Annotated in this window: 13 protein-coding genes; all 13 read left to right on the forward strand. The window is 67.4% G+C overall.

Annotated features, from left to right (window positions below; translation table 11 throughout):
* The first annotated feature begins 123 nt into the window (after positions 1–123).
* The 13 genes from GVL12_RS08365 (at position 124) to GVL12_RS08425 (ending at position 15702) form a co-directional block, all read left to right on the forward strand.
* A complete protein-coding gene (locus tag GVL12_RS08365; RefSeq protein WP_159913061.1) occupies positions 124–1773 on the forward strand; it encodes an iron ABC transporter permease in 1650 nt (549 codons plus the stop codon).
* A 3-nt stretch (positions 1774–1776) separates the two neighbouring features.
* Complete coding sequence (locus tag GVL12_RS08370) at positions 1777–2538, forward strand: ABC transporter ATP-binding protein (RefSeq protein WP_159912778.1); 762 nt, start codon at positions 1777–1779, stop codon at positions 2536–2538.
* Between the two features lie 28 nt (positions 2539–2566).
* On the forward strand, positions 2567–3247 hold the full coding sequence (locus GVL12_RS08375) for a heavy metal response regulator transcription factor (protein ID WP_159912780.1): 681 nt from the start codon (positions 2567–2569) through the stop codon (positions 3245–3247).
* 48 nt (positions 3248–3295) lie between these two features.
* Positions 3296–4732 carry a histidine kinase dimerization/phospho-acceptor domain-containing protein gene (locus GVL12_RS08380; protein WP_159912782.1) on the forward strand — a complete coding sequence of 479 codons (1437 nt, stop codon included), beginning with the start codon at positions 3296–3298 and terminating at the stop codon, positions 4730–4732.
* Between the two features lie 167 nt (positions 4733–4899).
* A complete protein-coding gene (locus GVL12_RS08385; RefSeq protein WP_159912784.1) occupies positions 4900–7044 on the forward strand; it encodes a TonB-dependent receptor in 2145 nt (714 codons plus the stop codon).
* A gap of 78 nt (positions 7045–7122) precedes the next feature.
* Positions 7123–7566, forward strand: coding sequence for a Fur family transcriptional regulator (locus GVL12_RS08390; RefSeq protein ID WP_306770584.1), 444 nt, complete (start codon positions 7123–7125; stop codon positions 7564–7566).
* A 357-nt stretch (positions 7567–7923) separates the two neighbouring features.
* Positions 7924–9528, forward strand: a complete 1605-nt coding sequence (locus GVL12_RS08395; RefSeq protein WP_200843616.1) for a TIGR04028 family ABC transporter substrate-binding protein — start codon at positions 7924–7926, stop codon at positions 9526–9528.
* 248 nt (positions 9529–9776) lie between these two features.
* Complete coding sequence (locus GVL12_RS08400; protein WP_159912790.1) at positions 9777–10715, forward strand: ABC transporter permease; 939 nt, start codon at positions 9777–9779, stop codon at positions 10713–10715.
* A gap of 3 nt (positions 10716–10718) precedes the next feature.
* Positions 10719–11609 carry an ABC transporter permease gene (locus tag GVL12_RS08405; protein ID WP_159912792.1) on the forward strand — a complete coding sequence of 297 codons (891 nt, stop codon included), beginning with the start codon at positions 10719–10721 and terminating at the stop codon, positions 11607–11609.
* Positions 11606–13411, forward strand: a complete 1806-nt coding sequence (locus tag GVL12_RS08410; protein WP_159912794.1) for an ABC transporter ATP-binding protein — start codon at positions 11606–11608, stop codon at positions 13409–13411. Before GVL12_RS08405 ends, GVL12_RS08410 begins: the two co-directional genes overlap by 4 nt.
* Positions 13332–14420, forward strand: coding sequence for a putative FMN-dependent luciferase-like monooxygenase (locus tag GVL12_RS08415; protein WP_159912796.1), 1089 nt, complete (start codon positions 13332–13334; stop codon positions 14418–14420). The genes GVL12_RS08410 and GVL12_RS08415 overlap by 80 nt, the downstream gene beginning before the upstream one ends.
* Entirely contained in the window at positions 14417–15085 is a 669-nt protein-coding gene (locus tag GVL12_RS08420; protein WP_159912798.1) for a CMD domain protein, read from the forward strand. Before GVL12_RS08415 ends, GVL12_RS08420 begins: the two co-directional genes overlap by 4 nt.
* Complete coding sequence (locus GVL12_RS08425) at positions 15082–15702, forward strand: alkylhydroperoxidase domain protein (protein WP_159912800.1); 621 nt, start codon at positions 15082–15084, stop codon at positions 15700–15702. Before GVL12_RS08420 ends, GVL12_RS08425 begins: the two co-directional genes overlap by 4 nt.

Here is a 15702-nt window from a genome sequence, read left to right on the forward strand (position 1 = left end):
GGCACCCGGTGCCTGCTGCTCGAACCGCTCAATGACTTCTTGCCAGATTTTCTTCTCCTGAACGCCCGCAAACCTCGGGCGCTCAGTAGGTTACATGAACACGATCGAAACACCTTGAAAGGGATGGTGCTGAGGGCAGGATGCGGGGGGCGCGGCTCCCTGGCACTCACCGGCGCCTTGATTGTTGCTTTCCTGGTCCTGTTGCCTATCGTGGTGCTGGCCGGGCATGCGCTGATGGCGGACTCGTCGCATTGGGCGCATCTGGCGAACTACGTTCTGCCGCAGGCGTTGTGGAACACCGTACTCCTGCTGTCGGGCGTGGCCGTGCTCTCGGCCGCACTGGGTGCCGGCAGCGCCTGGCTGGTGACCGCCTACGACTTTCCAGGCCGCGGGGTGCTCACCTGGGCCTTGCTGCTGCCGTTGGCGGTACCGACCTATATCGTGGCCTTTGCCTATCTCGACCTGCTGCATCCCATCGGCCCGGTACAGACTGCACTGCGCACGCTACTGGGCTATGACAGCCCGCGCCAGTTTCGCCTGCCCGACCTGAGGTCGCTGCAGGGTGCGATCTTCGTGCTCGGGTTCGTCCTGTATCCCTATGTGTATCTGACCACCCGCGTCATGTTCATGAGCCAGGCGGCAAGTCTGCTGGAGGCGGCGCGCACGCTGGGTGCCAGTCGGTTCGAGGTGTTCCGCGAGGTCGCCATGCCGCTTGCACGGCCCGCCATTGCCGTGGGGATGAGCCTGGCCTTGCTGGAGGCCCTCAACGATATCGGGGCCTCCGAATTCCTCGGCGTCCAGACCTTGACGGTGTCGGTCTATACGACATGGACCACGCGCTCGGACCTGGGCGCCGCGGCGCAGATAGCCTTGGCGATGCTGTTCATCGTCGTCGGCTTGATCTTGCTCGAGCGCCATGGCCGGCGGCGCCAGCGGTTTGCCAGCACGCAGCGCATGCGCCCGATGCAGCCCAGGCGCCTGCGCGGCCTGGCGGCATGGGGAGCGCTGTCGCTTGGCGCCCTGCCGGTGGCGCTGGGATTCGTGGTGCCCACGGCGTATCTGGTGGGTGAGACGTTGAAGCGGCTGAATCTGGTGGGAGGGGTGTCCAGCCAGTTGCTCAAGGCCTTGGCGAACACGCTTGCGGTCGCCACCACGGCCACGGTGCTTGCGGTGGCCTGCGGCCTCATGCTGGCCTGGGCCGGACGCACGCTGCGCGAAAGCGCCGGGCTCAACCTGCCCCGGTCCTGCGTGCGCATTGCCAGCCTGGGCTATGCAGTCCCGGGCACCGTGCTGGCCATCGGCCTGCTGACGCCTCTTCTGTTCGCCGACCGGGCCCTGGGCTTGGTGCTTGGCCACTCCGGACTGCTTATCATGGGCACGACGACGGCACTTGTGATCGCCTATGTCATCCGATTCGTGGCCATCCCGGCGGGCAGCATAGAGGCCAGCATGACCCGCATTCCTGCGTCGCTGGAGCAGGCCTCGCGCCTGCTGGGCGAAAGCTCGGCGGGCACGCTGCGACGCGTGCATCTGCCGCTGCTCAAGCCGGCACTGGCGGCCAGCGCCTTGCTGGTGTTCGTCGACACGATCAAGGAACTGCCCGCCACCTTGCTGCTGCGTCCGCTGAACTTCGACACCCTGGCCACCTGGCTTTATGCCGAAGCGGCCCGCGGAACCTACGAGGAGGGGGCGGTTGCAGCGCTTGCGATCGTGGCGGCGGGCCTGCTGCCCGTGATCCTGCTGGCACGCACCAATTTGAGAATGGAATCCTGAGCCATGACCACCTTGCTCGAACTCGACCACGTGCACCTGGCCTACGACACCCCGCGGGGCTTGCGCACGGTCACCTCCGACCTCTGCCTCAGCCTGACGCGCGGGCACATCGGCTGCCTCCTGGGCGCTTCCGGCTGCGGCAAGTCCACGGTATTGCGCGCGATCGCAGGCTTCGAGTCGGTGCGCCAGGGCCGCATCCTGCTTGAGGACAGGATCCTGTCCTCTCCCCGCCATCAGGTGGCTCCTGAATTGCGGCGGGTCGGGATGATGTTTCAGGACTACGCGCTGTTTCCCCACATGAACGTGGCGCGCAACGTCGGCTTCGGCCTGCGACGGCAGGACCGGGCGCGGCGCGAGGCGCGCGTGGCGGAGCTGCTGGAAATGGTGGGGCTGGCGAAAGCGGGAGACAGTTACCCGCATGAGCTCTCCGGCGGGCAGCAGCAGCGCGTGGCCCTGGCCCGCGCCATGGCGCCCTCCCCGGAGCTGCTGCTGCTCGATGAGCCATTTTCCAACCTCGATTCCGACACGCGCGAGCACCTCGCGGCGGAGGTGCGGGATATCCTGCGCTCGACCGGTCATACGGCCATCGTCGTGACCCACAACCAGGCCGAGGCATTCGCGATCGCCGACCGCATCGGCAGCCTGTCCGCGGGGCAGCTTCAATACTGGGACACGCCTTCGGATCTGCGCCATCGCATGGTGGCTCTTGCGCCGCCCCACGAAGCTCGAAACGTGCCGCAGCCGGTCAGCCGGCTGCGCGCCTGATCGCACAAGGCACGGAGGCTGGGCGGCGATGCGCATACTTGTGGTGGAAGATGACTGGAAGCAGGCCGACTACCTGCGCCGGGGGCTGATGGAAGCCGGCGGGCACGCGGTCGATGTGGCGCACCGCGGTGACGACGGACTGCACATGGCCTCGGTGGAGCGCTACGATCTGTTCGTGCTGGATGTGATGCTGCCGGGCATCGACGGATTCGGTGTGCTGACCGGGCTGCGGCGCATGTCCGGCTCCCCTGTCCTGATGCTCACGGCGCGAGACCGGGTGGAAGACCGGGTCCATGGCTTGCAAAGCGGCGCCGACGACTATCTGGTCAAACCGTTCGCCTTCTCCGAGTTCCTGGCCCGCGTGCAGGCCTTGCTGCGGCGCAGCGGCGCGCGCGGCGCCGAGGACGCGCAGCAACTTCAGCTGGAGGACCTCGAGCTCGACCCCAGACGGCGCCGGGCCTACCGATCCGGTCGCCAGATCACGCTCACGGCACAGGAGTATTCGTTGCTGGCCTTGTTGCTGCAGCGCCAGGGAGAGGTGCTGTCGCGCAACGAGCTGGCGGAACAGCTGTGGGGCGTGAGCTTCGACAGCGATACGAACGTGGTCGAGGTCGCGATTCGGCGCCTGCGTCTCAAGCTCGACCATCCCGAGGAAGACAAGCTTCTGCACACGGTGCGGGGAATGGGCTATGTCCTCGAGCGACGTTGACAAGGACAGCCCGGCCGAATGGATGGGGCAGGCACGCCAGGGTGACCGATGGCCGCATTGAACTGGTGGCGCAACTCGCTGCACCTGCGCCTCGCGGGCGTGCAGACGCTGGTGGTTGCCATGGTGCTGCTGGTGGTTGGCGTCCTGCTCTTCCAGGTCTTGCAGGCGCGCGTGGTCGCCAGCGACCATGCACTGCTGCAACGCAAGGCCCGGTGGGTCGGCGGCGAAGGCATCGCTGCCGGCGAAGGCATGCAGGGGCTGCGGCAGCGCCTGGAGGCCTTGCACGCCATGCATCCCGGCCTGCGATCGAGCCTGCGCACCAGCGCCGAGGCGGATGCCGCGCTGACAGAACAGGCTGGCGAACGCCCCGTTCGTATCCTCGTCGTCGATGGCGAGGCGTTCGACACGCTCGATCTGCAGATTACCGTCGACCGCTCCATCGCCCAGTTGCGTCTCATGTCCCCCACGGCGCCGCGCCAGTCCGCGCTGCGCCATTTCCGCCGCATGATTCTTGCATTGGGAGGGCTTGGCATCGTGATCGCGGCGGTCCTGTCGGTACCTGCCATGCGCTGGAGCGGGCGCCGCCTGCGGCAGCTGTCGCGCGAAGCCCATGCCGCGGGTCACGGGGGGCGCCTGTCCACCGCCAACGTGGATGCCGAGCTGCTCGAACTGGTTGAAGCCTTCAACAGCACGCTCGACCAGCGCGAGACGGCCTACCGGCTGTCAGAGGGGTTCAGCGCAGATGTGGCCCATGAACTGCGCTCGCCGCTCGCCACGTTGATCGGCGGCACGCAACTCGCGCTGAGCCGGCCGCGCTCCACCGAACAGCTCAGGGATGCCCTGGCGTCCAATCTGGAAGAACTGGAGCTGCTGAAGAAACTCGTCAACGACATGCTGTTTCTCGCCCGCGCGGACCGGGGCGAACGCGCCCAGAGCCTGGAGCGGGCGGACCTGGGTGAGCTTGCGGACGGCATGATCAACTACTGCAGCGCGCTGCTCGACGAGGCCGGATTGACTGCCATGCGCAGAGGATCCGCCTCTGCGGTATGCAACCCCGCGCTGATACGCCGCGCCATTGCCAACCTGCTGTCCAACGCCATCCGCCATGCGCAGGTGGGGCGCTGCGTGGAGCTGCACCTGCAGGCCCTGCCGGGCAAGGTGCGGATCTGGGTGTTCAACGCGGGCACGCCGATTCCGCACGAAGTGGCCGCGAGAATGTTCGACCGCTTCTTCCGCGCGAGTGCCGCGCGAGTGCCGCGCGCTCGGACCATACCTCACGCCATGGCCTGGGCCTGGCCATCGTCCATGCGATTGCGCGCATGCATGGCGGAAGCGTATTTGTGCAGGCCCGCCAGGACGGCAATGCCGTCGGATTCGAAATCCCGAGTGCACTGGCCTCGGGGCAGATGCGCGTGCGTGATGCGGTGCACGAAGCGCCGTGGTGAAGATGACGGGATTGTCATTTTCAGATCATCTTATTGTTAACGTTGGTAAATATGATTCTCATTTGCATTCATGAAATCAACCAACCGTTACCAATGACCCTCCATCCGCAACACTCTCCGGCCCCAGCCTCTGGCCACTTTCTTCCCCGCATTCGTCGCACCGCCGTTGCGAACGGCGCCTCGCTGTGCTGCCTGCTGACACTGCCCATGGCAGCTCTGGCCCAGTCGCCCGCGCAGGACGCGAGAAAGCTCGATGCGGTGACCGTCATCGCCAAGCCCCAGGATCCGCAGAGCACCATGGGTTCGGCATACGTGCTGACGCAAAGGGAACTGGAAAAATTCGAGGACACCAACATCAACAGTGTCCTGCGCCGGATACCGGGCGTCTACGTGCGCGAAGAGGACGGCATGGGCACGTTCCCCAACATCGGCATCCGTGCGGGCTCCTCGGGCCGAAGCGGACGCATCTCGCTGATGGAAGACGGCATTCCCGCGGCAATGTCGCCGTATGCGAATACCTCCGCCTACTATTTCCCGACGCTGGGCCGCATGTCCGGCGTCGAGGTGCTCAAGGGCCCGGAGGTGCTGCTCTACGGCCCGCAGACCACGTCGGGTGCCATCAATCTCCTGTCGACCCCCATCCCCGACGCTGCGGGCGGTGCGCTCAAGACGGAACTGGGGCAATTCGGCACGCGCAAGATCCACGCAAACTATGGCGCGACAGTCGGCCAATGGGGCTTTCTGGCCGAAACCTACCAGCGGGAAACCGACGGTTTTCACAAGATCGATCGCTCGACGCGAACAGCGGGCAGCGATGTCGAGGAATACTTGCTCAAGGCACGCTGGCGCAGTGCGCCCGACGCCGCCCTTCGCCAGCAAGTCGACCTCAAGCTGTTCAGCGGCCAGGAAGATGCCGATGTGAGCTACCTGGGTCTCACCGATGCCGACTTCAGGGCCAACCCGGACCGTCGCTACCATCTCGGTGAGCTCCAGCGCATGGACCGCAGCCGCAAGTCTGCCAGCGTGCGCCACCAGATCGAGCTCCATCCCAGCACGCTGTTCACCACGACCGCCTACTGGTCGGACACCTCCCGCCACTACGATCGCCTCAATCAGGTCAATGGCGTGGGCATAGGCTCGGTGGTCAACACCATCAACAACAACAGGGCAGACGCCCCGCTGCTGCAGGGGATCCTGAACGGCACCGCCAACACCACCCATGGCAACGGCGTGCGCTACGGCCACAACCATCAGGACTTCGTCGCCAAGGGCCTGCAGCTCGATGTACTGAGCAGTTTCGCCACCGCAAGTGTGCAGCACGAAATCACCGCGGGTGTGCGCTGGCATCACGATGCCACGAAGAATGGCACCAGCGGCATCGGCAATAGCATCTACCGACAGGTCGATGGCAGCCTGGTGTATGAGTCGACGAGTGCTGCGGCCTTGGCGCGCGGTGAAGCCGAGGCCATGGCGTTCTGGGCTGCGGATCGCATCTCCATGGGCGCATTGACCCTGATGCCCGTGATACGCCATGAGCGCATCCGCAGCCATGCGGATACCTCGGTCGCCAAGACCGACCTCAACAGCAACCAGATCAACAAGACCACGCTGGGTCTCGGAGCGAACTACGCGCTGACGCAGCAATGGACCTTGCTGGCCGGTGTGCACCAGGGCTTCGCGCCACCGGGCTCCGGCGTGGCCAACGGCACGAAGGGCGAGGAAAGCACCAACTACGAAGCCGGTGTGCGCTACCGTCAAGGCGAGTTCGGTGTCGACGCCATCGGCTTCTACAGCGATTACACGAACGCGATGCGCAACTGCCTGGTGGCCAATCCCTGCCCCAACGGCGCGGTGGACGGCACGCAGCAGACGGGCTCGAAGAAGGTCTATGGCCTGGAACTCGGCATGTCCGCCAACCTCTACAACCAGGGCGGTCACCGCATTCCCGCGCGTCTGGCCTATACGTTCACGAACGGCGAATACACCAAGGATTCCGACGTTGCCACGGGCGTGCGCAAGGGCGACGTGCTCGAGTACGCGCCCAAGCACATGGCATCGGCGCAGTTGGGATGGGAGACCGCGGCGTGGAAGAGCTATGCCTCGTTCAACTACGCAGCCAGCGCATGCTCGACCAACACCTGTGGCCGCGCCGGGGTGGATGGCCGCTACCTGGAGACGGACGCCCTGTTCACCGTCGATCTCTCGACGTCCTACCAGCTGACCCGCGATGTGCAGATCTACGCCAAACTCGACAATGTGTTCGACAAGCAGAAGATCACCAGCCGCGGACCTGATGGCGCGCGTGGAAACATGGGCCGCTACTTCGCGGCGGGCATGCGTGTCAGCTTCTGACAGTCCTCGTTCGCGGAGCATGGGGGCTGAAGACGCAGCCCCCGTGGCAGATGCAGGGCCGCCGGCTTCCCGCACTTCATGAACGGGGACTCCATCCTGGAGGGATTGCGGGCCAGCCATCTTCGCCCGACGATGGCCCGCATCGCCACCCTTCAGGTTCTGGCGGGCTTTGGCACGCGGGCAGCCAGCATCGAGGAGCTGCACCGTGCGCTGATCGGGCGAGGCACGAAAGTCAGCCTTGGAACGGTCTATAGAACGATGCAGGAGCTCGAAAGCCGGGGCTTACTGCTGCGTGAATGGGCTAGACACCGCAAGGCGATGTATCGCCTCAAGCCCGCAGGTTACGACAGTCCGGCGCTGCTGCGGCTGGTCTGTCGCAACAGCGGCCGCAGCGTGCCGCTCGAAGCCGCCAAACTGCATGCCCAGCTGCTGAGTGCGGCCAGCGCGGCCGGCTACGACCTCACGGGACAGGTGCTGCGCGTCGAAGTCGACAGCTTGAAGGAACGCAGCGCCCACAACTGAAGCGGCTGTACGGCCAAAGAAGGCTTGTACTGGCTGGCGCACAGGTTCGCCGCCCAGGCACCGATGCATTCGCGAGGGCGCCATCGCGCGGCGGCCAGCGCATCGCCATGCGCGGCCTGGGCGGACGCAGCCCGGCCCGGCGCCTGCCGGCTGCGTCGGTATGCGGAAACCAAATAAGAAAGTGACGATTTATACGTTTCCATAGCATGCCCGTGAACGCACCATGCAAGGACCTTCACGCCATGCCCGCGCCTTGCCGCCGGCCGGCATCTTCCTTGTCTGGAGCCCGTCTTGCCGTTTCTTTCTCGCCGTTCCCTGCTGGCCTCGGCCGGTTTTTCCGTTCTCCTCGGCAGCGCCCTGCTGACCGCCTGCTCCAGGCAGCAGCCGTCCACCGACAGCCCGACCGCCGCCGTCACGCCGGTCACGGGCGGCGTGCTGGTCTATCTGGAGCAGCAGGCCCACACCAATCTCTATCCACCGGCGGGCGGCTTCTATCCGAATGGCGGGGTGCTCAACCAGATCACCGACAAGCTGACCTACCAGAACCCCCAGACCCTGGAGATTGAGCCCTGGATCGCCGAGTCCTGGACGGTCAATGACAACGCCACCGAGTACACCTTCAAGCTGCGCGCCGGCGTGAGCTTTTCCGACGGCACGCCGCTGGACGCCGCGGCCGTGGTGAAGAACTTCGACACCTTTGGCCTGGGCAACCGCGAGCTCAAGCTGCCGGTGTCCGAGGTGATCAACAACTACGAGCGCGGCGAAGTGGTCGACCCGCTGACGGTGAAGTTCTATTTCAAGCAGCCTTCGCCGGGCTTCCTGCAGGGCACCTCGGTGATAGGCTCGGGCCTGGTCTCGCTGGCCACGCTGGCCCGGCCGTTCGAGGAGCTGGGCGATGCCACGCGCATCATCGGCTCCGGGCCGTTTGTCGTCGACAGCGAAGTCCTGGGCAAGGAGCTGGTGCTCAAGGCGCGCGACGACTACAAGTGGGGCCCGGCCAGGCATGCCCACCAGGGCCGCGCGCGGCTCGACGAGATCAAGTACATCATCAACAACGAAGACGGCGTGCGCATAGGCGCGCTGCTGTCAGGCCAGGCGGGCTTCATCCGCCAGGTCCAGGCCTATGACGAAAAGCGCGTCACCGACAAGCAGTTCAGCATCTACGCGCCGTCGACGCGCGGCGTGAACAACGGTCTGTATTTCCGCCCGGACAACCCGCTGGTCGCCGACGTCAAGGTGCGCCAGGCGCTGCTGCACGCCACCGACACCCAGGCCATTGTCGACACGCTGTTCTCCAGCCACTATCCCCGGGCCACCTCGGTGATCGCGTCCAACGCCCAGGGCTATCTCGACCTGTCGGCCAAGCTGACCCATGACCCGGCCAAGGCCGCGGGCCTGCTCGATGCGGCCGGCTGGGTGCCGGGCGAAGGCGGCATTCGCCACAAGGACGGCCAGCCCCTGGAGCTGGCCGCCTATGTCGCCCTGCCCCAGCCGCAGAACAAGGAGACGCTGCAGCTGGTGGCCCAGCAATGGGCCAAGCTGGGCGTGCGCTTCAATGTGCTGACCGGCGACCACGGCAGCTCGGCCGTGGACAACCTCGACCCGAAGAAGACGCCCGTGATGGCCACCATGGTCGGCCGCGCCGATCCGGATGTGGTCAAGAGCCAGTTCTATCCGAGCAATCGCAATGTGCTGCTGCAAAAAGGCGGGGTCAGCCAGCAGGTGCAGTCCTTCGAGGATGTGCATCTGAACCAGTTGCTCAACCGCATTGCGGCGCATACCGATCCCGCCCAGCGCCTGGCGCTGGTGGGCGAGGCGCAGAACTATCTGATCGACCAGGCCTATGTGATTCCGATCTTCGAGGAGCCGCAGGCGTTTGCCGGCGCGCCCTGGTTTCGTGATGTGGGCTTCGAGGCCGTGGGCCGGCCCAGCTTCTACGCCAGCTGGATCGCCCCGCACTGACCGCCAGCCCGGCCCCCACCCTGCTCCCCGCTGGCGGCACTCGCGCTGGCGCTCGCCCTGGCCGGCTGCGACAAGTCGCCGGGCACGGCGGCACGCTGATGTGATTCCCATGTTCGAGGAACCCCAGGTCTATGCCGGCGCCCTGGCTGCATGGCGTGGATTTCGAGGCCGTGGGCCGGCCCAGCCTCTAAGCCGCCTGGATCGCGCCCCACTGACGCGCCGCGGCATTTTCTTCAAGGCCAAACACCATGTCCCGCTATCTGACGAGCCGCATCGCCCAGGCACTGCTGGTGCTCTGGGCGGCATTCACCGCCTCCTTCGTGCTGCTGCAGTTCCTGCCCGGCGATGCGGTGCTGATCAAGTTCCTCAATCCCGAGCTGGGGCTGAGCCCCGAGCAACTGGCCGACATCCGGCTGGCCTATGGCGCCGACGCTCCCGTCTGGCAGCAATACGGCCACAGCCTGCTGAACTTCCTGCAAGGGGACTTCGGTTATTCCATGCAGGCCGGCGTGTCGGTGAGCCACAGCCTGGCCACGAGCCTGCCGCCCACGCTCAAGCTCGCGCTGTCGGGGTTTGTCGCCGCCTTGCTGCTGGCCCTGGCGCTGTCCTTTCTGTCGAGCCAGCTGGGCTTTGGCTGGCTGCGCTCGGCGCTGCAGTCGCTGCCTTCGCTGTTCGTCTCGGTGCCGGTGTTCTGGCTGGGCATCATGCTGATCCAGGTGTTTTCCTTTCGCCTGGGCTGGGTGCCGGTGATCAACCCCGGCCCCTGGGAAGGCATGGTGCTGCCTACGCTGACGCTGGCCGTGCCGATTTCCGCGCCGCTGGCGCAGATCCTGATCCGCAACATCGACGCCGTGCTGGCCCAGCCGTTCGTCGCCGTGGCCCGGGCCAAGGGCGCGAGCCGGACCTGGGTGCTGTGGCGCCATGTGGCGCGCAATGCGCTGCTGCCCACGCTGACCATGGCCGGCATTTTGTTTGGCGAGCTGCTCGCCGGCGCCGTGGTCACCGAGGCGGTGTTCGGCCTCAACGGCCTGGGCAGCCTGACCCAGCAGGCCGTGGCCAACCAGGACACCGCCGTGCTGCAGGCCATCGTGGTGATTTCCGCGACTTCCTTTGTCTTGATCAATCTGCTTGTGGACCTGCTCTATCCAGTGCTGGACCCACGGCTGCGCACCCGTCTGGAGGGCTGAGCCATGAGCGCGTTACCACCCATTTCCCCCTCTCCTTCCCTGCCTACGCCACGGCTGCCGGCGCTGGCGGCCAGCGCCCGGTCCGCCTGGCGGCGCGCGCGCGGCGGCCCGACTAGCCTGTGGCTGGCCTGGCTGGTGATCGCCACTGTGACGCTGTTCGCGCTGGCCCCGGGCCTGCTGACCCATTACAGCCCGGTGCAAGGCATTGCGGGCCAGCAGCTGCAGGGCCCCAGCGCCGCCCACTGGCTGGGCACCGATGCGCTGGGCCGCGATGTCTACACCCGCGTGGTCTACGGCGCCGTGCATTCGCTGTCGGGCGCGTTTGTCGCCGTCGCCATGGGGCTGGTGGTGGGCACGCTGCTGGGCCTGGTCGCGGGCGCCAGCGGCGGGCTGGTCGACGACGCCATCATGCGCCTGGTCGACGTGCTGCTGTCGGTGCCGGCGCTGCTGCTGTCGCTGGCCATCATCATCATCCTGGGCTTTGGCACCATCAATGCCGCGATCGCCGTGGGGGTGGCCTCGATCGCCAGCTTCGCGCGGCTGCTGCGTTCCGAGGTGGTGCGCGTGCGCCGCTCCGAATACGTGGAGGCGGCGTTTGGCAGCGGCGGGCGCTTCTGGCCCGTGCTGTGGCGCCATGTGCTGCCCAACTCGCTGACGTCGGTGATCGCCCTGGCGGCGCTGCAGTTCGGCTCGGCCATCCTGGCCATTTCCACGCTGGGCTTTCTGGGCTATGGCGCGCCACCTCCGACACCGGAGTGGGGCCTGCTGATCGCCGAAGGCCGCAACTACATTTCCACCGCCTGGTGGCTGACCACCGTTCCCGGCCTGGTCGTGGTGCTGGTGGTGCTGTCCGCCAACCGCATCAGCGCCGGCCTGCACAGGGCACACACATGAACCGACTGCACCAACTCCTGCGCCGCATCCGGCCTGCGGCCAACCTGCCCTCCGCGCCCATTGAAACGCCGCCGTCCGCCAGCGTGCCGGTGCTGTCGCTCAGCGATGTGGTCATCGCCTACCAGGAGGGACAGCAGCCCGCCCAGAACGTGGTCCACGGCGTCAGCTTCGATGTGCTGCCCGGCGAAGTCGTCGCGCTGGTGGGCGAGTCGGGCTCGGGCAAGACCACCACCGCCCAGGCGGTGATAGGCCTGCTGGCCGACAACGGCCGCCTGGTGTCGGGCCGCGTGCTGCTGGGCGGCCGCGACATCACGGGCTGGAACCCGCGCCAGATGGACGGCATACGCGGCGCGGTGATCAGCCTGATTCCCCAGGACCCGACCAGCTCGCTCAATCCGGTGCAGACCGTGGGCCAGCAGGTGGCCGAAATCCTGCGGCTGCACGATGGCGCGCGCGGCGCCGCGGCGCGCCGCGCGCGCCAGGCCAAGGCGATCGAGCTGCTGGGCCATGTGGGCCTGTCGCAGCCCGAATTGCGCGCGCGCCAGTATCCGCATGAGCTGTCGGGTGGCATGAAGCAGCGGGTGCTGATCGCGATCGCCATCGCGCTCAAGCCCGCGCTGATCATTGCCGACGAGCCGACCAGCGCGCTTGATGTCACGGTGCAAAAACGCATTCTCGACCTGATCGACGAACTGCGCCGCGAATCGGGCACGGCCGTGCTGCTGGTCACCCATGACCTGGGCGTGGCCGCCGACCGCGCCCACCGCCTGGTCGTGCTGCAGGGCGGCCGCATCCAGGAGCAAGGCATCACGCAGGACGTGCTGCGCAGCCCGCGCAGCGACTACACGCGCAAGTTGCTGGCCGATGCGCCGTCTCTCGCCCAGGGCCGGCAGCGCCCGGCCGCCGAACGCCGCCCCCAGGAGCAACAGCCGGCCGTGGTCGTCGAGGATCTGGTGCACCACTTCGATCTGCCCGGGCGCGGCACACCGTTCGTGGCCGTGGACCGGGTCTCGTTCAGCGTGGCCCGCGGCACGACCCATGCGATCGTCGGCGAGTCGGGTTCGGGCAAGACCACCACCGCGCGCGATGTCGTGGGTTTTCGCCAGCCCACTTCGGGGCGCATCCTGATCGAAGGCCAGGACCTCACGGCGCTGCGCGGCGAAGCGCTGCGCCTGGCGCGCCGGCGCATACAGCTGGTGCACCAGAACCCGTTTTCCTCGCTCGATCCGCGCCAGACCATCTTCGAGATCATCGAGGAGCCGCTGCGCAACTACGAGCGCCTGCCGCGCGCGCAGCGCGAACAAAGGGTGCGCGAGATGCTCGAGCGCGTGGGCCTGGCGCCCGCCCTGCTGCAGCGCCGCCCGCGCGCGCTGTCGGGCGGCCAGCGCCAGCGCGTGGCGATTGCGCGCGCGCTGGTGCTGCAGCCCCAGGTGGTGGTCTTCGACGAGGCGGTCTCGGCGCTGGACGTCACCGTACAGGCCCAGATCCTGGCCCTGCTGGAGGACCTGCAGCGCGCGCTGGGCCTGACCTATCTGTTCATCTCGCATGACCTGGCCGTGGTGCGGCAGATCGCCGACACCGTGAGCGTGCTGCACAACGGCCGCCAGGTCGACGCCGGCCCCATCGAGGACGTCTTCCAGCGCCCCGGCAGCGACTACACGCGCGAGCTGATCGCCGCCATTCCCGGTCAAAAGCATTGGCCTAGTTCTTCCCGCATTTCCCATGACGCACCCGCAGATTTCCCCTCCTCCGCAAGCCGCAACGCCGCGCAAACGCCTGGGCTTTTTCAGCAGGCTGCTTGACGAGGCCAGCGCCGCCGAGCGCTACCGCCTGGTGGCCGCGCAGATCCGCCATGCCGAGGCCCATGGCTTTGATTCGGCCTGGGTCGCCCAGCACCATTTCCATGAGCACGAAGGCGGCCTGCCAGCGCCGCTGGTGTTTCTGGCCTATCTCGCGGCCCAGACCAAGAGAATCCGCCTGGGCACGGGCATCATCACCTTGCCACTGGAAAACGCGCTGCGCGTGGCCGAAGATGCCGCCGTGCTCGACCTGCTGGCCAACGGCCGGCTCGAAGTCGGCGTGGGCACGGGCGGCACGCCCGCATCGTTCACCGCGTTTGGCCTGGACAGCGAACAGCGCCGGGAGATCTTCTCCACCCAGCTGGCCACGCTGCGGCGCGCCTGGGCGGGCCAGCCCCTTGCGGGCGGCGACCGCATTTATCCGGCAGGCAAACAGTTGCTGGGCCGGCTGTGGCAGGCCACCTTCTCGGCCCACGGCGCGGCCCTGGCCGGCGCGGCCGGCGACGGGCTGATGCTGTCGCGCACCCAGCCGCGCAGCGCCGAGGCCCCGCATGCCACGCTGGCCGAAATCCAGCACCCCATCATCGACGCCTATCTCGCGGCCCTGCCCGCGGGCCAGGCGCCGCGCATCGTCGCCTCGCGCAGCCTGTTCGTCGCCGACGACCGCGCCGAGGCGCTGCGCCTGGCCGATCTGGGCCTGCGCCGCAGCGCCGCGCGCCACGCCGCCATCGGCAAGCCCATGGTCGCGCCGGACGCGCCGCTTTCGCAACTCATCGCCGCCTATGACGCCCATGTGGGCACGGTGGACGATGTCGTGGCGTCGCTGCGCGCCGACACCACGCTCGAACGCGTCAGCGACATCGTCTTCCAGGTGCATTCCATGGACCCGCCGCAGGCGCAGATCCTGCGCTCCATCGAGCTGACCGCCACCGAAGTCGCCCCGGCCCTGGGCTGGCGCGCCGCTCCACCCACCCACACCCCTGCCGATTCACCCCTGGAAGCCATTGCATGACCGCGCCAAGCCACGCCCTCCCCGACCCGCAGCCAGCCCCGGCCGATGTGATCGACCAGTTGCTGAACATTCTCCCCGGCGACGCGCTGGACCGGATTCGCGCCCAGCGCCCGCAGGCCCGCATCCATGCCCAGCAAAGCTATCTGTCGCTGTTTCATCCCGCGGCGCCCGTGGTCGGCCGCGTGAGCGCGCTCGAACGCCATGCGCTGGCCTGGTGGGTCGCCACATTGCATACCGCACCGGACGTCGCCGGCTTCCATGCCCAGGCACTGCAGGCAGCGGGCGCCGACCAGCGCCTGCTGCGCGCGCTAGAACTTGCCGCCGACACGGCCCGGGGCCAGGGCCCCTATGGCCACTATCCCGCAGGGCCGCTGAGCGTGGAAAACCAGGGCGGCCCCGTGTATGCGCTGGAAAGCAGCCTGCGTGCCGTGCTGGGCGACAAGCTGGCGGCGGCATTCGAGCAGGCCCACCTGCTGGTCTTCCATCCGCGCGACGCCAGCCCGGCCGGTCTGCAAGCCCTGCTCGACGCGGGCTGGGACACCACCGACATCGTCATCCTGTCCCAACTGGTCGCCTTTCTAAGCTTCCAGATCCGCGTGGTACTCGGCCTGCGCGCGCTGCAAGCCCATCCCTCCACCGCCGCCGCCCGCCTGGAAACCGCATGACCTACCCCGAGAACACGCTGATCGCGCATCCCGACAACCAGCAACCGCTGGAATTCACCCAGGCCCAGCTGGAATGGCTGCCCTGGCTCGCGCCCCTGCCCGAAGAGGATTTCAGCCCGCGCCACCAGGCCGGCCTGGTCGATGCCGCGCGCATCAAGTCGCCATATTTCCGCCTGCTGGCGCGCGACCCCGACACCCTTGCGGCGCGCACCAGGACCGACAAGGACATCTTCTACAACCCCGACGCCGGACTGCCGCGCGCCGAGCGCGAGCTGGCCGCGGCCGCCACGTCGCGCCACAACGGCTGCATCTACTGCGCGTCGGTCCATGCGCGCTTTGCCAGCCATTTCTCCAAGCGCACCGAGTACGTGCAGCGCCTGCTGGACCACGGCACCGATGCCGACCTGGGCGACGAACGCTGGAATGCGATCGCCCAGGCCAGTGTCGCCCTGAGCAACACGCCCTCCTCATTCGACCAAGGCCATGTGCTGCGCCTGCGCGCCGCCGGCCTGGACGACGCGGCCGTTTCCGACCTCATCCATGGCGCGGCCTTCTTCAACTGGGCCAACCGCCTGATGCTGTCGCTGGGCGAGCCCGCGCCAGCGGCCGCCAACTGA

It is taken from the genome of Pantoea sp. 18069 (genome assembly GCF_902706035.1).
Taxonomy (GTDB): Bacteria; Pseudomonadota; Gammaproteobacteria; order Burkholderiales; family Burkholderiaceae_C; genus Comamonas.

What these genes read in the sequence shown, in the direction of transcription:
- GVL12_RS08365 (WP_159913061.1), top strand. Translation starts at nt 124, where the DNA reads ATGGTGCTGAGGGCAGGATGCGGGGGGCGCGGCTCCCTGGCACTCACC.
- GVL12_RS08370 (WP_159912778.1), top strand. Translation starts at nt 1,777, where the DNA reads ATGACCACCTTGCTCGAACTCGACCACGTGCACCTGGCCTACGACACC.
- GVL12_RS08375 (WP_159912780.1), top strand. Translation starts at nt 2,567, where the DNA reads ATGCGCATACTTGTGGTGGAAGATGACTGGAAGCAGGCCGACTACCTG.
- GVL12_RS08380 (WP_159912782.1), top strand. Translation starts at nt 3,296, where the DNA reads ATGGCCGCATTGAACTGGTGGCGCAACTCGCTGCACCTGCGCCTCGCG.
- GVL12_RS08385 (WP_159912784.1), top strand. Translation starts at nt 4,900, where the DNA reads ATGGCAGCTCTGGCCCAGTCGCCCGCGCAGGACGCGAGAAAGCTCGAT.
- GVL12_RS08390 (WP_306770584.1), top strand. Translation starts at nt 7,123, where the DNA reads ATGAACGGGGACTCCATCCTGGAGGGATTGCGGGCCAGCCATCTTCGC.
- GVL12_RS08400 (WP_159912790.1), top strand. Translation starts at nt 9,777, where the DNA reads ATGTCCCGCTATCTGACGAGCCGCATCGCCCAGGCACTGCTGGTGCTC.
- GVL12_RS08405 (WP_159912792.1), top strand. Translation starts at nt 10,719, where the DNA reads ATGAGCGCGTTACCACCCATTTCCCCCTCTCCTTCCCTGCCTACGCCA.
- GVL12_RS08410 (WP_159912794.1), top strand. Translation starts at nt 11,606, where the DNA reads ATGAACCGACTGCACCAACTCCTGCGCCGCATCCGGCCTGCGGCCAAC.
- GVL12_RS08415 (WP_159912796.1), top strand. Translation starts at nt 13,332, where the DNA reads ATGACGCACCCGCAGATTTCCCCTCCTCCGCAAGCCGCAACGCCGCGC.
- GVL12_RS08420 (WP_159912798.1), top strand. Translation starts at nt 14,417, where the DNA reads ATGACCGCGCCAAGCCACGCCCTCCCCGACCCGCAGCCAGCCCCGGCC.
- GVL12_RS08425 (WP_159912800.1), top strand. Translation starts at nt 15,082, where the DNA reads ATGACCTACCCCGAGAACACGCTGATCGCGCATCCCGACAACCAGCAA.